Origin of the sequence: Psychrobacillus sp. FSL W7-1457, from assembly GCF_038593405.1 — a bacterium.
GTDB lineage: Bacteria > Bacillota > Bacilli > Bacillales_A > Planococcaceae > Psychrobacillus.
Map to the genome: position 1 here is coordinate 602307 of NZ_CP151993.1, position 21924 is coordinate 624230.

The window sequence follows — 21924 nt, forward strand, 5'->3', positions numbered from 1 at the left end:
TCTCTACTATACCTATTATATAATAGTTGGATTATTCTCTTTTTAGCCAATCTGAGCTGAATGTTGGATTTGCAACAATTCGATAAAACTGTTGGTTTGTATAGTTAATAAATCATTTTATACTAATCACACAACAGATGTTGCAAATCTTAAAGAATTAGAGGGAAAAATTATGACTAAGTTACTATTTATTACAGCAAACCCAAATGATGAAAATCATTCATTTAGTATGGCAGCAGGAAAGGCATTCATTGAAGCATATACAGCAACAAATCCAAAGGATGAAATTGTGACTGTAGATTTATTTAAGCAAGAAATCCCTAATTTAGATGCAGATGTGTTTAGTGGTTGGGGAAAACTTCGTGCAGGACAATCCATGGATGCTCTTTCTAAAGAGGAATTAGTGAAAGTGAGTCGCCTAAACGAAATTCTTGATCAATTTGTTTCAGCAGATAAAATGGTATTCGTAACCCCATTATGGAATTACTTATTCCCAGCAGTACTTAAAGCATACATTGATGCTGTAGCAGTGCCTGGTAAAACGTTTAGATATACAGAAAAAGGTTCTGTAGGCTTACTTCAAGGTAAGAAAGTGCTTCACATTCAAGCTCGTGGTGATTTTTATTCAGAAGGTCATCCTTTAGCAGACTTAGAGCTAGGCAATCGCTATTTAAAACAATTGATGGCTGTCATGGGTATTTCTGAATTTGAAGGTTTATTTATTGAGGGTCATGATGCAATGCGAGATAAAGCTGAGGAAATTAAACTAGCAGGCATTGAACGTGCAAAGCAATTAGCAAAAAAATTCTAATCATTTATTATCTAAATATTGCAATTTGTGGTCTGTTTTGTATGGACCACGAATTGCTTATTTTTTTCCCAGAAATTTTTCTGTTATAATTTAGTCATTCATTTAATTTAACAAGCGTTCAAAATAATACAGTTTCGAGAAGGTAGGTTCGAATGAAAAAACAAGATCCAAGGATCCAACGGACAAGACAAAATATCATGAATGGTTTTTTGAAACTAATTAAACAAAAAGATTTTAGTGATATTTCAATTTCTGATATTACACAAGAAGCAAAGATTAACCGTTCAACGTTTTACTATCATTTTATGGATAAATACGATTTAATCGATGTAATTCAAAAAGAGGTTCTCACGAAAGAAATTTTTAAAGAAGTAGCATTACAAGAAGTGATCGACGAACAAACGATTATTATGTCCCTACAAGCTATTATAAGTTCTCAGACAAATTTAGCCTTACATTGTCAACGAGCAGTTAAAGAATTTAAACCGAAAATGGACTATGAAATAAAACAGCGCTTGACGGAAAATCTGCATACATTATTAGATAAAGAGCACGGTATAAAAGAAGAACATTATTTTCTTGCTACATTTTGGAGTTGGGGCATCTATGGAGTTGCAATGGCATGTGTAGAGGGAAAAGAAACCTTGCATACGGCGGTAAACCGTTTGAAAAGCATCATTTTAGGCTAGTACAAGCATCCATTATAAATCCTTTGTATCAACTAAACAGAACTAAACTGCTTCAATCGTTTATGTGTAAATTCATAAACAAGACCACCTCTCGAAAAATAAACCATATCCTCTAACAGAGATAAATAAGAAAAGCTTAGTGATGACCTCCACACTCTTTTTGGTGTATTTAAACAAGCTTTTTTTTTAGAAAAAAGTGTATTTTACGATTAGTTGTAACTTAGATGAAATTTAAGCTATAATATGAAGGTTATATTTTTACATAAATAAATTATTATAAAATGCTTTAAAGGATGAAGTCCATGTCTGAACTATTAAAAAAAGAAGTTGCTGTTCGTTTACGATCAACAATCCAACACCCGAAGTCTAAAAAAGAATCTTTTGATATTCATACATCTGGCGTTCTAACCTTAAAGGGAGAGCAGCCTTATTTAGTTTATGAAGAAGTACAGAACGAAAAGTTAGTTCGAACAACTGTAAAACTTAATGCTGAATCTGCGCTAATACTTAGAAGTGGTGGTGTCAAAATGCGCCTGCCATTTCAAAGAGGAGAACAGCAGACCGGTAGCTATGACACAGGCTACGGCACATTCATGATTACAACCAATACAAAGAAATTGCAATTCACAGATGGTCAATTCCTAGTACATTATGAGCTTATAGTGGACGAAGAAGTGGTCGGTACATATAAATTAGAACTAACATATACGGAGGCGGAATAAAATGAATGCAGTAGAAAAAGTCCAACAATCCATTAAGGAAGCTTTGCAGCAAGCAATCCTTAAAGCAGAACTTGTAACCGAGGAGCAACTGCCATCAGTTCATCTTGAGACACCAAAAGATAAAGCGAATGGTGACTATGCAACAAACATTGCTATGCAATTAACTAAAATTGCGAAGAAAAACCCTCGTCAAATCGCAGAGGCAATTATTGAAAACCTTAATATGGACGGAACAATGATGGAGAAAGTAGACATTGCTGGACCAGGCTTCATGAACATTACTGTACGTAAAGATTACTTGCAGGATGTAGTAAAAGCAGTACTTTCAGAAAAAGAAAATTACGGCCGCACAACATCTGGTGGTAACGAAAAAATTCAAGTAGAATTCGTTTCTGCCAACCCAACAGGTGATTTACATTTAGGACATGCACGAGGTGCTTCTGTTGGAGATTCCTTATGTAACGTATTAGACTTTGCTGGCTACGATGTTTCTCGTGAATATTATATAAACGATGCAGGAAATCAAATCAATAACTTAGCCGTTTCTATTGAAGTGCGTTATTTTGAAGCATTAGGTATGGAAAAGGAAATGCCTGAAGATGGATATCGTGGTCAAGATATTATTGATATTGCTGCTGACATTGCAAAAGAGCATGGAGACAAATTTGTTCATATGTCTGATGAGGAGCGTTTCCAAGCATTCCGTACTCACGGGTTAAAGGTAGAATTGGCGAAGCTTCAAAAGGATTTAGCAGACTTCCGTGTTAACTTTGATAACTGGTTCTCTGAAACTTCCTTATATGAAGGCGGTAAAATTGATATTGCGTTAAACAAATTACGTGAAAATGGTCATATTTTTGAAGAAGAGGGGGCAACTTGGTTACGCTCTACTACCTTCGGAGATGATAAAGACCGCGTGCTTATTAAAAGTGATGGCTCATTCACATACTTATTACCAGACATCGCTTACCATGAGAATAAGCTAGCTCGTGGCTTCGATCAGCTCATTAATATTTGGGGAGCAGACCATCACGGATATATCCCACGTATGAAAGCTGCGTTTGAAGCACTTGGATATAACCGTGAAAAACTAGAAGTATCGGTTATTCAAATGGTTCAGTTATATAAAGACGGCGAAAAGATGAAGATGAGTAAGCGTACAGGTAAGGCTGTAACGATGCGTGAGCTTGTAGAAGAAGTAGGACTAGACGCAGTACGTTACTTCTTCGGTATGCGTTCAGGCGATTCTCACATGGACTTCGATTTAGATTTAGCTGTTTCACAATCAAATGAAAACCCAGTATATTATGCACAATACGCACATGCTCGTATTTGCTCTATTTTACGCTCAGCAGAAACACAAGGTATGAAGGCTTCTACTGACTCCTTGGATGTATTGCAAAGCGAAAAAGAATTAGATCTATTGAAAAAAATTGGTGACTTCCCACAAGTAGTGGCAGACGCTGCAAAACTTCGTGCCCCTCACCGTGTTGCAACTTATATTCAAGAGCTTGCTGCAACATTCCATAGCTTCTACAATGCAGACAAAGTATTAAATGCGGACAACATGCCACTTTCAGAGGCACGTCTAGCATTAGTGACATCTGCACGTCAAACGATTGCAAATGCATTAAAATTAATTGGAGTTTCTGCACCAGAAAAAATGTAAAATAAACCTTTAAAGGCATTAAGAATTCGCTTCTTAATGCCTTTTTTTAATGGTAAGACTTTATTACAAGCACGTAAAAAAGGAGTTGGAAATTTATATCTACCAACTCATACTTCTTTCATTTTTTAGAACTATTGTCATTTATTCTTTAGCCGAGATAATCTATAAGGTAATTAAATACTATTAGAAGTCCAATTGATAATATTATCCCATCGCTAATTGTTACAATGGACTGTTTGGGATTCTGCGAATATTTATATTCAAAAAATCCTCTGACCATACATTCTATCACAAAGTATAAGAGGCTAGTATAAATATAAATTTGTATAGGATAATCCTCTATTATTACCATGATATTAACAACGATTAATATAATCATAAAAGTAATTCGGAAAGCCCAGTCTATTTTTTGGTGCACCTCATTGACATGATTGTACGAAAAAAAAGATCTTTTTTCTTTTTTGATTCTAAATGAATACCTCAATAGAAAGCTAACGATTATATTTAATACAAATATCAACGATATATATAACAAAAGTTTAATCCAAATCATCCTATCACCCCTTGCGTAACATTCTCGTAGCTATTAATAGTCGATGGCTCAACCTCTCCCATTAAGGTAACCCTTAATTTTACTTTACCGATGATTCAATTCTTTATTCCTTTAAATATCCCTATCAAAAAGATTTAAGAAATAAGCATATAGTTTTTTTATTATATTTTTTACTTTAAAAACACGAACCTTTTCTAATTATTGATTGAAGTGACAGGCGGCGACTCCAGCGACAGGCGGGAGACAGATAAGTCATCACAGCACGCGCGTAAGCGATGGGTGATGGCTTATCGCTCACCCCGCGAAAAAGCGTCCGATTGGCGCGGAAATCAATTCTACTTGCCGATTTTAGAGTACATCATAAATCAACCCTAGCCTTTAACAGAGCCTTTTTTAAAGCTAGCTCATTTGATGAAAGTGGGCTACACCTCGTAAAAATGCTTATACCTTTCCTCCAGATTAGGCTTCCTTTGGTTGACGGATAGAATTTGTACTTTATTCTTTAGTAGCCACTCCAAATATTCTTCTACATCATGATTTTGATCTGTAATAATTCGGTTTTCCCACACCTGATAAGGTAATGGACTGTCGGTCATCAGCTTTTCTAACACGGTATCCTTGGGAACTAAAACTTCAATTTGATAAGGGAGATTTACTACTAATGTTTTGTCGTCTTTAAACAATGTTCCGTCTTTGATAAACCATATTTTTTTCGTCAGATCCTCCAAAATATCCAGGTTATGTGTGGAAATGAGAAAGCTAATTCCTTGCGCATGTAAGGTGCGAATCAGCTCCTTCAATTCGATCGTACTTGTAGGGTCCAGTCCATTAAAAGGTTCATCCATTAAAATGACAGAAGGCTTTGTTAGAATGCATAATGCAATAAGTAAATGCTGTCTCATCCCGTACGAGTAGAATTTTACGGGCTGGTCGACATAGGATCGGATTCCAATTTGCTCAATAACTTCTTCAATTTGCGTTTTTTCCAACCTATAGATGTTTGCAACAAATGCTAAATGGTCGAATCCAGTTAGCTGCATATATAAATAGTTATCGCTCGGTAAAAAGGTAACGTGTTTATAAAAGTCAGGACTCTGATTAGAGACGTTTTTGACCTTCACCGTTCCATATTCAAACTCTTCAATTGCTAGAATGGATCGTAAAAGAGTGGATTTACCTGCTCCATTTGGGCCTACTAGACCGATAACGTCGCCTTCATAAATTTCAAATGAAATATCTCGCAAAACAAGTTTTTCCCCATACTTTTTTCTAAGCTGACGAACTTCTAATACTGACATCATGACACCCTCTTTCTTCTTGGTATGAAGCCTATTAGGAACAATAGCAAACCACTAAGTAACAGAATCATCCACCCATTACGGAAATTGACGGAGGACGAGCTCGCTAATACGGATTTCCAGCCATCTACAATGTTCCATGTATCAAAATAAACAAATGGATTAAGATACATAAAGGAAGTAGTAATGTATTGATTTGCGAAGTAATAACCTAATACGGAAACTAATAATGTGATAACTAAAGAAACATAATGGTTTTTAATCCATCTCCCAGTTAAACTAAATAAGCAGTTCAGAAAGAAAATTTGGGCAACGATAAGAAATCCACTTTTAACGAGTAACACTAGTAAACTCTCAAAGTAAAAATGACTATTATCGACAGGAGAAAAAAACGTATTTTCGCTCGCATTTTTAAGAGCATAGACTAAAATCGGATAGTCTGGTTCACCGAATCCACCTATAATTGAACTTACAATAAATGTAATTCCTCCACTAATTAGAATTGCCCCATAAGCAATTAATAGATTGTAGGCCCATTTGCTTGCATAGATAGATTGGAGAGTAATGGGCTTGGTAGCCAAAAAATGAATGGATGGTGTTGGTCGCTGTTCCTCGGAAAGACATGTCCATAGCAGAAGTATAAACACACATAAGACCACCAACATTATGTTCCAATCTAAAAATTTATACATAGTGAACAAGCTACTATTTCCATATTTCGTGTTTCTTTCTTGAGATGATTTTAGTAAGGTGTAGTGTTCGTTACCTAAAGCATAACTAGGATCATTGAAATGAGAAATCCACTGATACCCGATCGGCCATGGTGTAATATCTTTCTTATCTAATATATGCTGTTGCTCCTCAGAAGCCATTACAGTAACATTCCACATGGATGGATCTAATTCTTTATAGGATTGGTCGGGCCTCGTAATCTCATTATATTTTTGGGCGAAATCTTTCGAACCAATATTATATTTTAACTCATCCAATACGTTGTATTCGTTTTCAGCGTGTCTAATCATCATGGAGAATGGGTTTTCCTCGGGAAAGTCTATAGTCCCATCTACTGAATCCTCCGAAATACGATTCGCTTCAACTTCTCTATTAAAATCCTCTTCATGGACTCTCCACTGTACTTGTTCTTCAATAAGGAGGTTTTGTAAATCTTCCATAACATTCAAGTATATGGTTGGCAGCTTTTGATAAGTTTGATTGACGCTAATAAATGTACTACCGATAATCCCAACTAACAGAATAATGGTAAGCAACACATGACCTTTGCGCTTCTTTTTAATATGTTCAAATTGAAGCAATTGCAACCTCCCCTCGAGTTTTGGATAAAATCGCTTGCGAGAATAAGCTGGGAGGGGGGAGGTGAATCCCACATTCTTTGATTTAAATACCGGAAAGCTTGCTAGTATACCTAGAATGAGCAAGAGGAGCATTCCAGTTAAATACGTTACGAAACGATTGGTAGGTAGTAAGTACATTTCATAAGAAACAATAAGATGGATAGGATTAAACATATGAAATCCAAATAGAACAGAATAAATATAGCCACACAGGACCGGGACGGCAATGATTGCTAAAAGTACATTAAATGAAAGCCTCTGTTTAAACAAACATATTGCAATCGTCAGCATAAGTGCCACAAAAATTGCCCAACCAATTGGAAGGAAGAGTAGCCATTTCCATACTGGCACCATAACTGTTTCTGCACCAATAAGCATATCTATTGGATAGTATATCGTCTCTAAATTCCCAGTCAAAAGAGGTGGTAATAACGTAAAGAATGCTGCTAAAATCGTATATACAATCACAAGCATTAAAAAAGGTATGAGATACCCGTAATGGATTGCTGTATTTGAAAGTGAGTTAACTTTAAAGAACTCGAAAGTCCTATTTTGTTCATCCGAAATAATTTTATAAATGAAGATAAGAAAAAATAGAAATGCAGTAAAGGGACTGAATAATAGCTGGAATAACTGCTTAGAAAATAGTGCTGTATTAAAGGGGGTCTCTTGTTCTGTATAAGATAGATCTTGTTTCGCTATTGTAGCAGCTTTTTGTTGCTCAACATCTAAAGCCTCAGGATTTATATAACTTATAAAGTCATAGCTCTCATACTCTCTATATGCTTTGATGTAGGCGAGGTTTTCGTTGGAAATATTTAAATCTCCTCGATCCAGCTTAGTTGATATTTCTTTTAAATACACTTCTTGGAGGAGTAAACTGTCTAGTGCTAGTTGTTGGTCCTCGGTTAAGCCTAAATCCTTTTTTTTATTTAATAGGCTACCAATGATAAAATTAATGGTTTCCTTTCGATCATTAAATGTGTCTTGTAGCTCCTGTTGAGTTGTTCCAGATTCATTACTATTAATAGCCATCAAAGAAACGATAAATAGAATGATAATAAAAGGTACCAATAATATGTATTTACTTTTTAAGATTCCTTTCATAACGAAACTTATAACTTCTCTCATGAGTTCCCCCCTGAAAAACAGACGTAGATTGTTCCACTTCCTCTTTATATATGATTATATGCTTGTAGAATCGAGCATATTTTCTAGAAAAAGAAAACATCCCTTTAAATAGTGAAACTTACAGAAAACTGCAGAGTTAAACAACTACGTAAAGGGATGATTTCTAAGAAAGCCTTTATTTTAACTATTCTATCTTCCTATTTATCAAGTTCAAGTGATACTGGTGCGTAAGGACCTGTTTTAATGTATCCTGAGAAAAATGAGTAGTTTCCAGAGCCGTCTGCAAAACCTCTATTATAAATATACCCAGAATACGTTTTACCATTTCTTGTTTCAGTTACCCACATAGATTGATCTCTAGTAAAACGAACCGTTCTTGAAACAAAAATTTGTTCTGAAGCTACATCAACTTTTGTTTCTTTACTTTCAGTGGCTTGTACATTTTCTGCTTGGGCTGTGAATCCAAAACTTAAAGCAATTACAAAACTTAACAATAATGTTTTAAATTTCTTCATAAAGTATATTCCTCCGTATCAAATTTTATTTTTTTAGAAAACAAAATACTTAGGAAGAAAATCGGCCGATTATTCTTACAATTCAATCTTTTCATATTATGATAACCTTGTCCAGCTCTTTCTGTTACACACTTTCTTAAAGGAAATGCCCATTTTTAGTATGTTTTCAAGAGTAACTTGTGTAAGTAATTATAAATATTTTTTGAAATTTTCAAATGTGAGATCAGTCCACATTGCCATTTAAAAGACGAAATTAGTTTAAAATCCATAATTCTATAATGCAGACAAAGTGCTAAATGCAGCAAATGGATCTCTTTCTGGAATAAAGACATTTAATAACTTCCATAATTCTATTCTGGTTCTTTTGTTATCCTAGAGTATTAATATATTTTATTTACAATAGTATTTATTCTAAAACAATCAAATATGTAATATAATGTAAATTATTAATAGGGGAGGTACTTTTATGGAAAAAGGAATTCTATTGTTTTTAAAGTTAGCTATTGTTTTAATGGGAATCCCAGTTCTTGCTTTATGTATATTTCTAGTACCTGAAATAGCAAGCTTTGTAGTAGAATTATATCCTGAATATGCTTATTTGAAATACCTAGTTTATATCGATTTGTATGCAACAGCTATTCCTTTTTACTTTGCCCTATACCAAGCACTAAAGCTTTTAAATTATATAGGTCATCATAATACCTTCTCTGCACCTACAGTAAGAGCCTTGAAGAAAATAAAATACTGTGGATTAGCTATTAGCTCTTTATACGTTTTAGGTATGCCAATATTCTTTCTTATGGCAGATAAGGATGATGCGCCTGGAATCATAGGCATCGGACTAGGCATGATTTTTGCTTCCCTTGTAATTGCAGCCTTTGCATCTGTTCTACAAAGACTTTTACAAGAAGCAATGACACGAATGGAACGTAACAAATGAAAAGTAGAGGCTTAATTATTGGAATGACTATAATCAGTATTGCTGTCCTTACTTTTTTTCTTTTAAATAGAGCTGATTACCATGGCAAAGTAGGGGATATAACGGATAATAACTTTACCTTATATCCTCTGGAAGTTAACCCTGAATACGAGCATTTTACTCCTAAAGTTCATATCTCTAATTTCACCAAAATAACAGGGGAAATAAATAGCATGCGGAGCTTAAAAGAAGGACAAGAAGTGGAAATATGGGCTGTGGAAAAGGAAGGAAAGATAGTTGCAAAAAAAATTAAAGTGTTGAAAGACTCGTAAAAATTATGTTAAAACAGTTCAAGGAGAAAATATAATGTCATGGTACTTAGAGAGTGCTTATAAAAGAAATAAGGAAGCGCCCTATACTTTTTATATTCCTAGCCAGGAAGTAATTGATATTTTAAGAATAGGAGATATGGTCAAATTAATTTTCGAATTCGAGACTAGAGCAGACGGGTATGCAGGTGAAAGGATGTGGGTGAAAATTACCCATAGGGATATGGAAAACTTTAAGGGAGTTCTTTCAAACGACCCAATCAATATAAGTGAATTAAAAATTGGACAAGAAATTTCATTTCGTGCAGTACATATATGTGACACTGAGTATAACGATCCAAATGCTTCTAAATGGGATTATTATTTTGATACGAAAATAATTGTAAGCAACGATGTTTTAGAGAGAAATGAATTTAACTTTATGTTAAAAGATGATCCAAAAGATGCTCAAGATTCTGGTTGGTCTGTTTTAAGTGGTTACGAAGATGATAGATTTTTAAGTAATTCTGATAATTTTCAGTATATATCCATAGGTGTAATTTTAAATATAGATGACTCTGTTCTATCTTTTATTGATGAGCCACCTCTATGTGCATATGAAAAAAATGACCACGGTGTCTTCTATAAAATAGACGATTACGATTGGGAGTCTTACTTAGCTTAGGAAGGGATTTATATGAACATTGCTCAATTAAAAGAAGTACTATTTAAGCAAGCTACCATTTTTGAGACGGGTGGACATCGACCAACAGAAGAATTAGGAGAGAGCTGGATTGGAAAGGTCATGTGGGGAAAAGAAGAAAATATATCTTCCCAGTATGAGCCTTTAAGTACAATTTTTTTAAACAATCTCCCTTACGTACCGGAGGAATTAAAAAACATTCAATTAATCACTATTTATATGGACTTTAATGTATATGATCATTTAAACAATGATAATTTAGCATCTTTTTTTATGATTAATTGCTATACAAGCCTCAACGAATTACATAAAATAAACGATCAATCTGCAAGGATGAAACCTTTTCCATTAAAACCGAAACTAGTTGAGAATGATGCTCCCGCCTGGGACTCTGATGATATACCACCAGAAATTGTAGACGAGATTTTACGCATTGAATTAGAGGATGCGATCGAATATTACGATGATATCGTGGAAGATATCTATCCTATGCATAAGGTTGGAGGATATCCTTCCTTTACCCAGAGCGGAGTCTCCTATGGTGACGAATATCCCTTTGTCTTTCAGATAAGCTCTGATGCGAAAGCGCAATTCAACATAGTAGACAGTGGTAGCTTCTATTTTTTCTATAATCAAGACAAACAAGAGTGGATTGTGTACTGTGATTTTTATTAATAGCATTAGGGGTGAGTATCTCTCGAATATTTTCTAATAGGAGATGGACATTTTTTACTTAAGCTACAAAAATGCCACTCCCCTAGCTTTATAGAAGGTCAGAAAGTGAAACGTGAAATGATTTCGATAATATGAATGTAAAAATTTCACTGAAATCACCTTTAATCAATTACTACTGTTTTTTTACCTCGCTTGAGCTGGAGAAGATTCATTTCTCAAAATAGTTAAACACGAACCTTTTCTAAAATTGATTGTAGCGGCAGGCGGCGGCACAAGTAGGGATGAGTGAGACAGCTCAGACATCACAACCTTGCGCGTAAGCGACAGGTGATGACTTATCGCTCCCCCCCTCGAAAGATCGTCCGAGATATGAGCGAAAATCAATTCTACTTTCTACATATAAAAGTATATAAACTTGAATATTCTTTATTAATTGTTCGTATTTTTGAAATTATGAAACGGATGCCTTTCTCAAATCCCGACATCATCTCGACAACATCTAAATATAAGGTATAATAAATGCAAGAAACAATAGAATAACATTTGCGTAAAGGTGCTCTAGTTATTGGATACTAGAGTTAAAAGGGAAGCTGGTTAGAGTCCAGCGCGGTCCCGCCACTGTAAGTGATGCATGTGCATCATAAGCCAGAAAACCTGCCTTTATGTGCACACCCATTACCTACGCGGATAGGTCTGGTGTAGGTCCGCTTTCGGTATTTTTGGCAGATTTATACCTATCTATCTCTCATCCTAGGATGGGGGATTTTTTATTGTTTAAAATTAGGAGGAATGAAGGATGAAAAAGTTTTGGTTATTAATTGGGATAGCACTGTTTGTATTGGCTGGGTGCAATGATTCCGAAACACTTCCGTTAGAAAAAGAAGATAGTGTAGAGGTTGGTAGCTCGGAAACAGCATTTCCGCTGACTCTCACTGATGCAGTAGGACAAGAGATTACGCTAGAGGAAGCCCCAACATCAATTATATCTATGATTCCAAGCAATACCGAAATTCTATTTGCTTTAGGGCTAGATGAAGAAATTATCGGTGTGAATGATTATGAGAGCTACCCTAAGGAAGCCTTAGAAAAAGAAAAAATTGGTGGCATGGAGTATAACATTGAAAAAATAATCTCTTTAAGTCCGGATATCGTATTCGCTCATGAATCCATTGTTTCAATGGCAGAGTCAGGATTACAGCAGCTTCGAGATGCTGGTGTAAAGGTATTTGTGGTACAGGATGCAAAGGATTTTAACTTAACCTATAAAACTATTGAACAAATTGGCCGAGCAACGGGGAAATATGAGGAAGCACAAGCCGTTATAGAGGATATGAAGGCAAAGGTTGATGAAATTCAAGAAAAAGTTGCAAAAGTAGAGACAAAGAAAACAGTATTCGTAGAAACTTCCGATGTACCAGAAATTTATACTCCTGGTAATGGGACATTTATGCAAGAAATTTTAACGATGGTCAATGCAGAAAATATTATGGCCGATCAAGATGGCTGGTTTCAAGTTAACCCAGAGGAAATAGTAAGCCGTAACCCAGATGTTATGTTAATCACCTATGACTACGTAGAAGGAATTGTAGAAAAGGTGGAACAGCGTGATGGTTTTGACACAGTGACTGCCATTCAAAATGATGAGGTGGTACAAGTGGATGAGGATGCAACGAGTCGTCCAGGTCCACGTTTAGTAGAAGGCCTAGAGGAAGTGGCTAAGGCTATTTATCCGGAGGCATTTAGTGAGTAAATCAATGATCGGTTATATCTTGTCACTGGCTACGTTAATCGTAGCCATTTGGCTAGGTGTGTCGGTCGGATCTGTAAAGGTACCGATCAGTACTTTATGGGATACGGGTACAGATGCGATTGCAACAAATATCGTCTGGAAGATTCGCATGCCGCGAGTTATACTCGCAGGATTAGTCGGAGCATCCCTGGCAATAGCGGGAGCAGCTTTTCAAAGTCTGCTTAAAAATCCGCTAGCTGATCCTTATACATTGGGAGTGTCGTCCGGAGCATCGGTTGGTGCAGTGGCTACACTCTTTTTTGGAATATCGGTACCTTTTTTAGGAATGTTCACCCTGCCTGTTTTCAGTATGTTAGGAGCTCTTGCAACGATGCTCACCGTAATCACCTTCGCGAAGCTTGTTGATCGAGCGATGAAAATGGAAACGATTATTTTAACAGGTATTATCTTTAGCTCGTTTCTCGGCTCTGTTATTTCCTTAATGATTGCATTAACAGGGGAAGAGCTAAGGCAAATAATTGGTTGGCTCCTTGGAAGCGTCTCTATGCGTGGCTGGAGCTATGTTCAAATGGCATTACCTTTTATAATAATTGGTTCACTTTTATTATGGTTAAACCGTAGGGAGCTAAATGCAATGCTGTTTGGAGAAGAACGAGCACAGCATTTAGGTGTGGAAGTAAAGAAACGTAAAATGATGATACTAATAGGTGGGTCTATGCTTACTGGGACGGCTGTAGCTGTATCGGGAACCATTGGATTTGTCGGACTCGTAGTGCCTCATATGACGAGGCTGTTATTTGGCTCCGATAACCGACACGTCCTTCCGTTAAGCTTCATAAACGGAGCATCGTTATTAATTATTTGTGATCTCGTATCACGTACGATTATATCTCCAACAGAGCTTCCTATTGGAGTTATCACAGCCTTTATAGGTGCACCAGTTTTTGCATTTATCTTCTTCCGACAACGTAAAAAAGGAGCTGCTTAACATGCTAGAGATAAAAAAGCTTTCTGGTGGCTACAATCAAAAGCTTATAGTGCATGACGTCTCCTTTCAGGTATCTAAAGGAGAAATGCTAGGGATATTAGGTCCAAATGGTAGTGGGAAATCCACTCTTTTAAAATTGATGAGTGGCATACTTACACCTTCATCGGGAGAAGTACTAATTGAAGGTAAGCCACTGAAATCCTATTCCTCAAAGGAGCTGGCAAAAAGGCTGGCAGTTTTGCCGCAACTGCACAATCAGGCTTTTTCACATACTGTTTTTGATACAGTTTCACTAGGACGATATCCTCATCAATCCGGCTGGTTTTCTACATGGTCGCCAGAGGATGAAATGGCGACACAGGAGGCAATGAGGCTGACTGCTATCGATCAATATGAAAAGCATTTACTAGAGCTACTATCAGGAGGAGAACAGCAGCGAGTTTTTGTAGCGCAGGCTTTAGCTCAGCAAGCTCCAATATTGCTGTTAGATGAGCCGACCAATCACTTGGATATTGCTCATCAAAAACAACTTCTAGATACGATTAAGACACAAGCAATTGAGAATGGTATTACGGTTATAAGCATTTTTCATGATATTAACCTTGCATCGCTTTACTGTGACAGGCTTCTATTGATGGACCAAGGGAGCATTAAAGTAATTGGAGAACCGCATGAGGTAGTAAAAAAGAGTTTAGTGGAAACGGTTTATGAAGCCAGAGTTAGTACTAATCCTCATCCGGAACGCCCTAAACCACAAATAACCATTTTGCCAGATGTAAATGAAAAACAAGACGATAAACAAATCACAGCGTCCAATTTTCAAGTAACGGATGATTATGTTCTTTTCCGAGCAGAAAATCAATTAAAGACGTGGTCATCTGCAGTCATTAATGCAGGAAGTGGCTGGTATAGAAATTTTGTCAATCGAAGAGTGGATGCGAGCTACCATTGTGATAATGTTCAGGAGGAAATGATAGAATACCTTGCTGCTGAAGGGTTATCAGAGGCAGATACGGTAGGTATGATGACAGCGGTCAAAACTACGGACGCTATCATTAAAGAGTACAAAACACCTCTTGGTAATCTAGTCGTAATGGTAACTGCGGGGGTTGGAAATGCAGTGGATGTCTCTAGAGCGCATGAGGTTGAAATGTTTCCTTCTGTAGGTACGATCAATACATGGATTGTTATTAATGGAGAGCTAGCAGAGGAGGCATTTATTCAATCTGTTATCACTGCAACAGAGGCTAAAACGAAAGCGATGGCTCACGAACAAGTAATGGATCCTAGGACTGGTACGCTTGCAACTGGCACCTCGACAGATAGTGTACTAATAGCTGCAACACAAAAAGGCTCTTATATCAAATACGCAGGTCCAATAACAGAAATCGGTAAAAAGATTGGTCAAGGTGTATTTGAATGTACAGTGGAGGCTATTCAGGTATACAAAAAGGCAAAGGGCTGGGCGTAAGATGGCATCTCACATGATAGCAATAGCAATTGGTCTTATGCTTGACCGATTAATAGGAGACCCTCCTAATTGGCCTCATCCAGTCCGCTGGATCGGCACGCTTATTTCAAGGCTAACCAAGCAATTAAACAAAGGTAGTAAGAGGAAACTTAAAGGGCTGATCCTAGTCCTAGTTATAGTAGGCATATCATTTAGCATTGCTCTAGTGCTTGTAACCGTTGCTTATTCCATTCATATTGTTTTAGGAATTGCGCTAGAAAGTATACTTATTGCCTCTGGCCTCGCCCAAAAAAGCTTAAAGAACGCTGCAATGGATGTATACAAACCTTTGATAGAGGGGGATTTACCTAATGCAAGGGTAAAGCTTTCATGGATTGTAGGAAGAGACACGGAGTATTTGGACGAGGAGGAAATAACTAGAGGGGTAGTAGAAACCGTCTCTGAGAATATAAGTGATGGAGTTACTGCACCACTATTTTTTGCCTTCCTATTTGGGGCACCTGGTCTGTGGGCATATAAAGCAATCAATACTTTAGATTCCATGGTAGGCTATAAAAATGTACAGTACGAGGAGTTTGGTTATACAGCGGCAAAGCTAGATGATGTTGCAAATTATATCCCGAGCCGATTAACTGGGTTGGCCATTATGCTTGGAGGAAGAAAGGAAGCTGACATTCCCTTGAAGGAGAGAATGAAGGGCTGGTGGATGGATGCTAAGAAGCATCCGAGTCCCAATAGTGGCTTTTTAGAAGCAGCCACTGCCTATCAATTAGGCATACAGTTAGGCGGAAGAAATACATATAAAGGAGTCGTTTCAAATCGTGCATTGATGGGAATTCGTAAGGTTCCTTTAAGTGCAAGACATATATTAGGAGCGATTTCACATTTACACACAGCCGTCTTTCTTTTCTGGTTTGGAATGACGGGGATAGGAGGTTTAATACTTGTCGTTACCTAGCCACGGAGCAAATGCTCATCAGTTATATCAGCGTCTAAACATTCCAATACCTGAGATGGTCATTGATTTTAGCGAAAATGTGAATCCACTAGGTCCTCCAGATTTTGTGAGGGAACGGTGGGAATCCTATGCAAATCTAATAACTAAATACCCAGATCCCTATGGAGAGCCATTCGTAAGCGCAGCTGCAATGTATCACGAGGTAAGCTCTGAACAAATACTGATTGGAAATGGTGCGGCAGAGATCTTTGCAAGCTTAGCTATACGCTATCAGCAAAAAAAAGCCGTGGTTATTCACCCTACCTTCTCGGAATATGAGGCCACGCTCAAACCATATAAGGCAATTGTTACAGAGATAATAGCTATAGGTAAGCTTCAGATGAACGAGGTATTCGGCGAGGTAGAAAAGGCAGATGTTATATATATTTGTAGGCCGAACAATCCAACTGGCTACCTGATTCCGTTAGAGGAAATTCTGCAGATAGCGGAGCATGCAAAAAGGCATAATTGTGATTTAGTGTTGGATGAGGCTTTCTTAGATTTTATAGATGAAAAGGAATCCTTCATTCCTTATTTAAATGATTTCCCTAATGTAATCGTTGTCCGTTCGATGACTAAGATGTATGCAATTCCAGGGCTACGACTTGGCTATGCAGTAGCGGGAAAAGAAACAATAGATGATATTCGTTCAAGGCTGCCTCATTGGAATAGTAATGCATTGGCAACAGCGATTGGTGCCCAGTGCTTCAAGGAAGAGGAGTATAGACAGCATGCTATTCATTTTGCGCGAAAGGCACGAGCGGACTTCACCCAATTTTTAGAAGGACTCAATTGTAGGGTGCTACCATCTCATACAAATTTTCTTTGCTTTCAGCTTCCCGACCCTGTTCAGTCGAAGGATTTTTTTGAATATTTACTAGCTAAAGGCTGCGTGCTACGACATACGGAAAACTTTAAAGGACTAGACGGTAATTGGTTTAGAGCAGGGATGAAAAAAGAAGATGACATGCAGTACTTGAAAAAGGAGTTGACCACATGGTTCAAGGAAAGCTTGTCTTTATAACAGGGGGAGTGCGGAGTGGTAAAAGCCACTTTGCGGAGCAGTACCTGATGAACGAGCGGGCTCCTCGCAATATATACGTTGCTTCAGGTGTAGCAACAGACAGGGAAATGGAACAAAGAATTGCGTATCACCAGAGAGATCGAGAAAGTTATACGGCAAATTGGGTTACTATTGAGCAACCGAGATATTTTGAGGAACTAGTACCAGCCATAAAAGCTACAGATGGTATCCTTTGGGACTGTGTCACGACTTGGCTAGCAAACGAGCTTTATGTTAGTGACATGGAAGAAGTGGAAAAGAAGCTATTTCTAGCAATTGATCAGTTGCTAGAAAAGGTAAAGGTAATGGTAGTTGTATCAAATGAAGTGCTCGATGAACAGGTTTCCAGTTATGATAGTGTACTTCTTTATCAGCAATGGATTGGTCGCATTCATCAAAAGTTAGTTGCTAAAGCTGATGAGGCATACGAAATGGAGTATGGATTAGGACATCAGTGGAAATGAGGTGGAATGATGAATAGCCTGTTATTGGCACTTCAATTCTTTACCATTATTCCGGTTAAAAAAAATCTACCGATGGAAAAAAGACAAATAACTGGGATGTACACTGTTTTTCCTTTGGTAGGAGCTGGCATTGGAGCAGTCGCTAGTTTGGCTCTCTATTTTGAATGGAGCCCCTTAATGACTGCATTTGTGATTGTCAGTCTCGGAATCTTACTGTCAGGTGGACTCCATATGGACGGCTTTATCGATACTTCAGATGCTTTTTTTTCTTATAGAGATTTAAAAAAGCGAATGGAAATTTTAGACGACCCTCGAGTTGGTGCTTTTGGTGTGATGGCCACTGTTTTATTGATTGTAGGTAAAGTAATCATCATAGCCGAGGTTTTGTCTTCTGAAAGTTTTCATTGGATATTTATAGTGATTATTCCTGTTTTATCACGAATAGTTCTTGTGACGCTATTTAGTACTACCGTAAATGCTAAAGAGAGCGGTCTTGCCCATTTCTTTAAGCAGAGGATTCATATTCCACTACTATTACCGTTAACAGCATGCTCATTGTTTATAGCCATTTGTTTCATTGGTCTAACGACGTATTGGCTTATTGCGATTACAATCTTAAGCGTGTTAGTCGTATTTAGCTGTGTATATCGTAGCTGGACGTTAAAGAATTTCGGGGGCATTACGGGTGACTTACTCGGTGCCAGCCTAGAGCTGACGGAGGTTATTCTATGGATCACGCTTTTACTGTTACTCTCATAAGACATCTTCCGACGAAAGGGAATACTGATAGAAAGTATATTGGATGGACAGATGAGCCCGTTATTACTGGTCTAAAGACCGTTGATAAGATAGGAGAAGTAACACAAGTGTTTGGGAGTGATTTACTGCGATGCCGCCAGACTGCCAATATAATTTTTGGAGATATTCCATATATTGAAAGTGCTAAGCTCAGAGAGTGCTCCTTTGGTAGTTGGGAAGAAAAAACATACGAGGAATTAAAGCATGAAGCAAAGTACCAGGCGTGGCTAGACGATTATGAATGTATTGCCCCACCAGGAGGGGAATCTCTAAGACAGCTAGAAGTAAGGGTAACAAGTGGGTTTTGTGAAGTTATTACTAGCTCTAATCATCCTATTATAATTACTCACGGTGGGCCTATTCGAGCATTGTTAAGAAAATTTGTCAATGACTCTAAAAAGTTTTGGGATTGGGATGTGCCCCATGGAAGCATGTATACACTGTGTTGGAAAGATAGACAAGAAGTACTGGAGGGAAAGCATTGCACGTCATATTCGGTGGAGCATTTAATGGAAAAAGAGCTTTTGTAGAAAAAAAGCTAGCTGGACGTCATGTTCAATGGATTGACGCAGGGGAAGAACTCCCTACTACATTATTTCCCGATAAAGAAATACTGGTGATAACAGGATTTGAGACCCTGCAACAAGATCAGCTAAATATATGGTATACGCATTTAAAGAAATGGGATGCGGAAAAAGAGGTTTATGTGATTGCTACTGAAATCGGAAGAGGGATTGTTCCGATGGAGGCTAGTATGCGGAAGCTTAGGGATGATGTGGGAAGATTTTATCAGCAGCTTTTTGCTGTAGCAGAGAGTGTTACACGTATTTGGTATGGTATTCCACAAACTATAAAGGGAGATGTTCACAATGAAAATTTACACAAAAACAGGTGACAAGGGACAAACAGGATTAATCGGAGGTAGAACGGATAAAGACGATATTCGAGTAGAGGCATACGGAACAATTGACGAAGTAAACTCATTTATAGGAAAAGCAGTGACAGAGTTAGACCCATCCAAATTTGCAGATCTTCTAGAGGATTTGGAAACGATTCAGCACGAGCTATTTGACTGTGGTGGTGATTTAGCAAACGTATCTAATCGCAGAATCTATAAAATGACCGATGACGCAATCGAGGCAATGGAAAAACGCATTGATGTATTAGTAGAAGAAGGTCCAGTATTAGAGCGATTTATCCTTCCAGGAGGAACTCCAGCTGCGGCGACTCTTCATATTGCGCGTACCATTACACGTCGTGCAGAGCGATTAACTGTGACGTTATCTAAAACGCAAGAGGATGTGCCTTCCGTTGTACAGCGTTACTTAAATCGTTTATCGGATTATTTATTTGCAGCAGCTCGTGTGGCAAACGTGCGGGAAAACGTAAGTGACGTTGAATACGTAAGAAGCGCAAAAGTCTTTAAAAACGTTGGAAGCGAGAAAAAAGAAGGGGAGTAATCTATATGAAGCTTCGACTATTAACACTTGCAGCCATGTTCGCAGCTCTTTGTGCAATTGGAGCGTTGATCAAGATTCCAGTGGGGATTGGAAGTGCGGCACTAGATACAGTGCCTGCACTTATTTCCGCTCTTTTTTTACCGCCAATATACGCAGGAGCGGCTTCTCTAGTAGGTCATCTAGTCTCTTCCTTATCAGCTGGGTTCCCACTAGGTCCATTACATATAATCATAGCCCTGGAGATGTTTGTCATTCTATTTATTTTTACAAAGCTCCATCAAAAGGGATATCACTTTTGGAAATGGATTTTCTTTATCTTTGCAAATAGTGTACTAGCAACCTTACCTTTCTACTGGATTATTTCACCTGCGTTCTTCATAGGTGCTTTACCGGGTATCACGCTGGCAACTATACTTAATGCTTCCATTGCTATGATTGTTTCTCCTGTTGTTGAAAAGGTAATGGAACGAGTGAAGACACATGCGTAATGCTATATTATTGCCAAATGGGATAGTACTAACCACTGATAATTCGGCAGCAATAGGTGAAAAGGAAAACGATGTGGTGTCTATATCAGATGAGGTAGTTGCCTACTTTGCCACTCGAGTCTCCATTTTGGAGCAATGGGCAGCTAGTGCCTACCCACAAACGATAGTGGTTCATAATTTTTCAGGGAATGACAGCTGGAACAAGTATATAAAAGGAATAAAGAAATTGTTTAATGAGATTGCAGAGGAATGTCCAACCATTACAGGTAGTAGCGAAACGAATATAGAAACCATGCAATCTGCCGTGGCTATTACGATGCTTGGTCAGCAACAGCTAAAACAAGATCAAGATGTTCAATGGTATGCCTATGGAAAGCCATGTGTAGGGGAAGAGGTTATTAAAGAAGCAAACAAAATTGCAGACTTAAAAAAAGTTTGGGAGGCAATGAGGTCTGGATTGGTTCATGCTGTTTGGCCGGTCGGCTCTAAAGGAATAGCAGGTGAATGTAAGCAACTAAAGCTCGAGTGCAATATGAAAGGCTGGGAAGTCCAAAAATCTGCAGGTCCAGCAACGACGGTACTAGTAGGTATTAATAGTTCGAGACAGCAGGAAGCGAAACTATACTTTGGCGAATACTTTCAAGCAATCATTTAGCATACTTAGCCTTATAAAAAGCAGTCCATTTCCTAGTTGGAACAGACTGCTTTTTTTTAGTGATTATAATATTACCCCTGAGAAACTTCCTTTTAGCACTACAGTGTTATGTTGATTGTGGCATCTAAAGGATGCAACGATAGAAGTTCTTTTCTCTATCGGTTCTAATTGATCAATCGTGACCTCACAAGTTATTGTATCTCCCGTATAGACTGGTTTTAGAAATTCAAAGTCCATATGACGAGCCAATACGTTGTTATCTCCACCCACTTTAGTCGGTAATGTTGCAGTCAGTAATCCTTGAATGACGACTCTCCCTTGAGCATCTGGATTCATATGATGAATACCTTCATCCCCTGAGATTTTTATAAATAATTCCCATCATTTAATGTAAAGTTCTTTCAAACCTAACTATATCTCCAGCCTTTAAAGACATATAATCTCC

At 37.7% G+C, this 21924-nt stretch carries 23 protein-coding genes, 1 pseudogene and 1 riboswitch; of the genes and pseudogenes, 20 read left to right on the forward strand and 4 right to left on the reverse strand.

Annotated features, from left to right (window positions below):
* The first annotated feature begins 172 nt into the window (after window positions 1-172).
* The 4 genes from NSQ95_RS02960 (at window position 173) to argS (ending at window position 3891) form a co-directional block, all read left to right on the forward strand.
* A complete protein-coding gene (locus tag NSQ95_RS02960; protein ID WP_342560226.1) occupies window positions 173-811 on the forward strand; it encodes an FMN-dependent NADH-azoreductase in 639 nt (212 codons plus the stop codon).
* Between the two features lie 152 nt (window positions 812-963).
* Window positions 964-1500 carry a TetR family transcriptional regulator gene (locus tag NSQ95_RS02965; RefSeq protein WP_340885510.1) on the forward strand — a complete coding sequence of 179 codons (537 nt, stop codon included), beginning with the start codon at window positions 964-966 and terminating at the stop codon, window positions 1498-1500.
* Between the two features lie 302 nt (window positions 1501-1802).
* Window positions 1803-2222, forward strand: coding sequence for a DUF1934 domain-containing protein (locus tag NSQ95_RS02970; RefSeq protein WP_340885507.1), 420 nt, complete (start codon window positions 1803-1805; stop codon window positions 2220-2222).
* Window position 2223: 1 nt separating this feature from the next.
* Window positions 2224-3891, forward strand: coding sequence for an arginine--tRNA ligase (argS, locus tag NSQ95_RS02975; protein WP_342560227.1), 1668 nt, complete (start codon window positions 2224-2226; stop codon window positions 3889-3891).
* Between the two features lie 975 nt (window positions 3892-4866).
* On the opposite strand, the gene NSQ95_RS02980 is transcribed toward argS, so the two are convergent.
* The 3 genes from NSQ95_RS02980 to NSQ95_RS02990 form a co-directional block, all read right to left on the reverse strand.
* Window positions 4867-5742, reverse strand: coding sequence for an ABC transporter ATP-binding protein (locus tag NSQ95_RS02980; RefSeq protein ID WP_342560228.1), 876 nt, complete (start codon window positions 5740-5742; stop codon window positions 4867-4869).
* Window positions 5742-8225: a hypothetical protein gene (locus NSQ95_RS02985; protein WP_342560229.1), complete on the reverse strand. Its 2484-nt coding sequence runs from the start codon at window positions 8223-8225 to the stop codon at window positions 5742-5744. The genes NSQ95_RS02980 and NSQ95_RS02985 overlap by 1 nt, the downstream gene beginning before the upstream one ends.
* 197 nt (window positions 8226-8422) lie before the next feature.
* Entirely contained in the window at window positions 8423-8740 is a 318-nt protein-coding gene (locus NSQ95_RS02990) for a hypothetical protein (protein ID WP_340885492.1), read from the reverse strand.
* Window positions 8741-9206: 466 nt separating this feature from the next.
* Between NSQ95_RS02990 and NSQ95_RS02995 the strand changes: the two genes are divergently transcribed.
* From NSQ95_RS02995 to NSQ95_RS03070, 16 genes are all read left to right on the forward strand, one after another.
* The gene (locus NSQ95_RS02995) at window positions 9207-9680 is read left to right on the forward strand and encodes a DUF2975 domain-containing protein (protein ID WP_342560230.1); all 474 of its coding nucleotides are present in this window, start codon (window positions 9207-9209) and stop codon (window positions 9678-9680) included.
* The gene (locus NSQ95_RS03000; protein WP_342560231.1) at window positions 9677-9991 is read left to right on the forward strand and encodes a DUF5666 domain-containing protein; all 315 of its coding nucleotides are present in this window, start codon (window positions 9677-9679) and stop codon (window positions 9989-9991) included. Before NSQ95_RS02995 ends, NSQ95_RS03000 begins: the two co-directional genes overlap by 4 nt.
* A gap of 34 nt (window positions 9992-10025) precedes the next feature.
* Complete coding sequence (locus NSQ95_RS03005; RefSeq protein ID WP_342560232.1) at window positions 10026-10652, forward strand: DUF2185 domain-containing protein; 627 nt, start codon at window positions 10026-10028, stop codon at window positions 10650-10652.
* Between the two features lie 12 nt (window positions 10653-10664).
* Window positions 10665-11345 (forward strand): DUF1963 domain-containing protein, encoded by a 681-nt coding sequence (locus NSQ95_RS03010; RefSeq protein ID WP_342560233.1) that lies wholly within the window; start codon window positions 10665-10667, stop codon window positions 11343-11345.
* A gap of 534 nt (window positions 11346-11879) precedes the next feature.
* A riboswitch (cobalamin riboswitch) is annotated at window positions 11880-12022 on the forward strand.
* Window positions 12023-12141: 119 nt separating this feature from the next.
* On the forward strand, window positions 12142-13095 hold the full coding sequence (locus NSQ95_RS03015; protein WP_342560234.1) for an ABC transporter substrate-binding protein: 954 nt from the start codon (window positions 12142-12144) through the stop codon (window positions 13093-13095).
* Window positions 13088-14083 (forward strand): iron ABC transporter permease, encoded by a 996-nt coding sequence (locus NSQ95_RS03020; protein ID WP_340885474.1) that lies wholly within the window; start codon window positions 13088-13090, stop codon window positions 14081-14083. The genes NSQ95_RS03015 and NSQ95_RS03020 overlap by 8 nt, the downstream gene beginning before the upstream one ends.
* A gap of 1 nt (window position 14084) precedes the next feature.
* Window positions 14085-15554 carry an adenosylcobinamide amidohydrolase gene (locus NSQ95_RS03025; protein ID WP_342560235.1) on the forward strand — a complete coding sequence of 490 codons (1470 nt, stop codon included), beginning with the start codon at window positions 14085-14087 and terminating at the stop codon, window positions 15552-15554.
* A 1-nt stretch (window position 15555) separates the two neighbouring features.
* On the forward strand, window positions 15556-16512 hold the full coding sequence (gene cbiB / locus NSQ95_RS03030; protein WP_340885468.1) for an adenosylcobinamide-phosphate synthase CbiB: 957 nt from the start codon (window positions 15556-15558) through the stop codon (window positions 16510-16512).
* On the forward strand, window positions 16499-17575 hold the full coding sequence (locus NSQ95_RS03035; RefSeq protein ID WP_342560236.1) for an aminotransferase class I/II-fold pyridoxal phosphate-dependent enzyme: 1077 nt from the start codon (window positions 16499-16501) through the stop codon (window positions 17573-17575). Before cbiB ends, NSQ95_RS03035 begins: the two co-directional genes overlap by 14 nt.
* Entirely contained in the window at window positions 17548-18078 is a 531-nt protein-coding gene (locus NSQ95_RS03040; RefSeq protein ID WP_342560237.1) for a bifunctional adenosylcobinamide kinase/adenosylcobinamide-phosphate guanylyltransferase, read from the forward strand. The genes NSQ95_RS03035 and NSQ95_RS03040 overlap by 28 nt, the downstream gene beginning before the upstream one ends.
* A gap of 9 nt (window positions 18079-18087) precedes the next feature.
* Window positions 18088-18837, forward strand: a complete 750-nt coding sequence (cobS, locus tag NSQ95_RS03045) for an adenosylcobinamide-GDP ribazoletransferase (RefSeq protein ID WP_342560238.1) — start codon at window positions 18088-18090, stop codon at window positions 18835-18837.
* A complete protein-coding gene (locus NSQ95_RS03050; RefSeq protein ID WP_342560239.1) occupies window positions 18807-19406 on the forward strand; it encodes a histidine phosphatase family protein in 600 nt (199 codons plus the stop codon). The genes cobS and NSQ95_RS03050 overlap by 31 nt, the downstream gene beginning before the upstream one ends.
* Window positions 19358-19771 (forward strand): bifunctional adenosylcobinamide kinase/adenosylcobinamide-phosphate guanylyltransferase, encoded by a 414-nt coding sequence (locus NSQ95_RS03055; RefSeq protein ID WP_342560240.1) that lies wholly within the window; start codon window positions 19358-19360, stop codon window positions 19769-19771. The genes NSQ95_RS03050 and NSQ95_RS03055 overlap by 49 nt, the downstream gene beginning before the upstream one ends.
* Window positions 19746-20336 (forward strand): cob(I)yrinic acid a,c-diamide adenosyltransferase, encoded by a 591-nt coding sequence (locus NSQ95_RS03060; protein ID WP_340885455.1) that lies wholly within the window; start codon window positions 19746-19748, stop codon window positions 20334-20336. The genes NSQ95_RS03055 and NSQ95_RS03060 overlap by 26 nt, the downstream gene beginning before the upstream one ends.
* A 5-nt stretch (window positions 20337-20341) precedes the next feature.
* Window positions 20342-20824 carry an ECF transporter S component gene (locus NSQ95_RS03065; protein ID WP_342560241.1) on the forward strand — a complete coding sequence of 161 codons (483 nt, stop codon included), beginning with the start codon at window positions 20342-20344 and terminating at the stop codon, window positions 20822-20824.
* A complete protein-coding gene (locus NSQ95_RS03070) occupies window positions 20817-21479 on the forward strand; it encodes a hypothetical protein (RefSeq protein WP_340885448.1) in 663 nt (220 codons plus the stop codon). The genes NSQ95_RS03065 and NSQ95_RS03070 overlap by 8 nt, the downstream gene beginning before the upstream one ends.
* Window positions 21480-21542: 63 nt before the next feature.
* Here NSQ95_RS03070 and NSQ95_RS03075 read toward each other — a convergent pair.
* Window positions 21543-21915, reverse strand: a pseudogene (locus NSQ95_RS03075) (enoyl-CoA hydratase).
* Window positions 21916-21924: the final 9 nt, after the last annotated feature.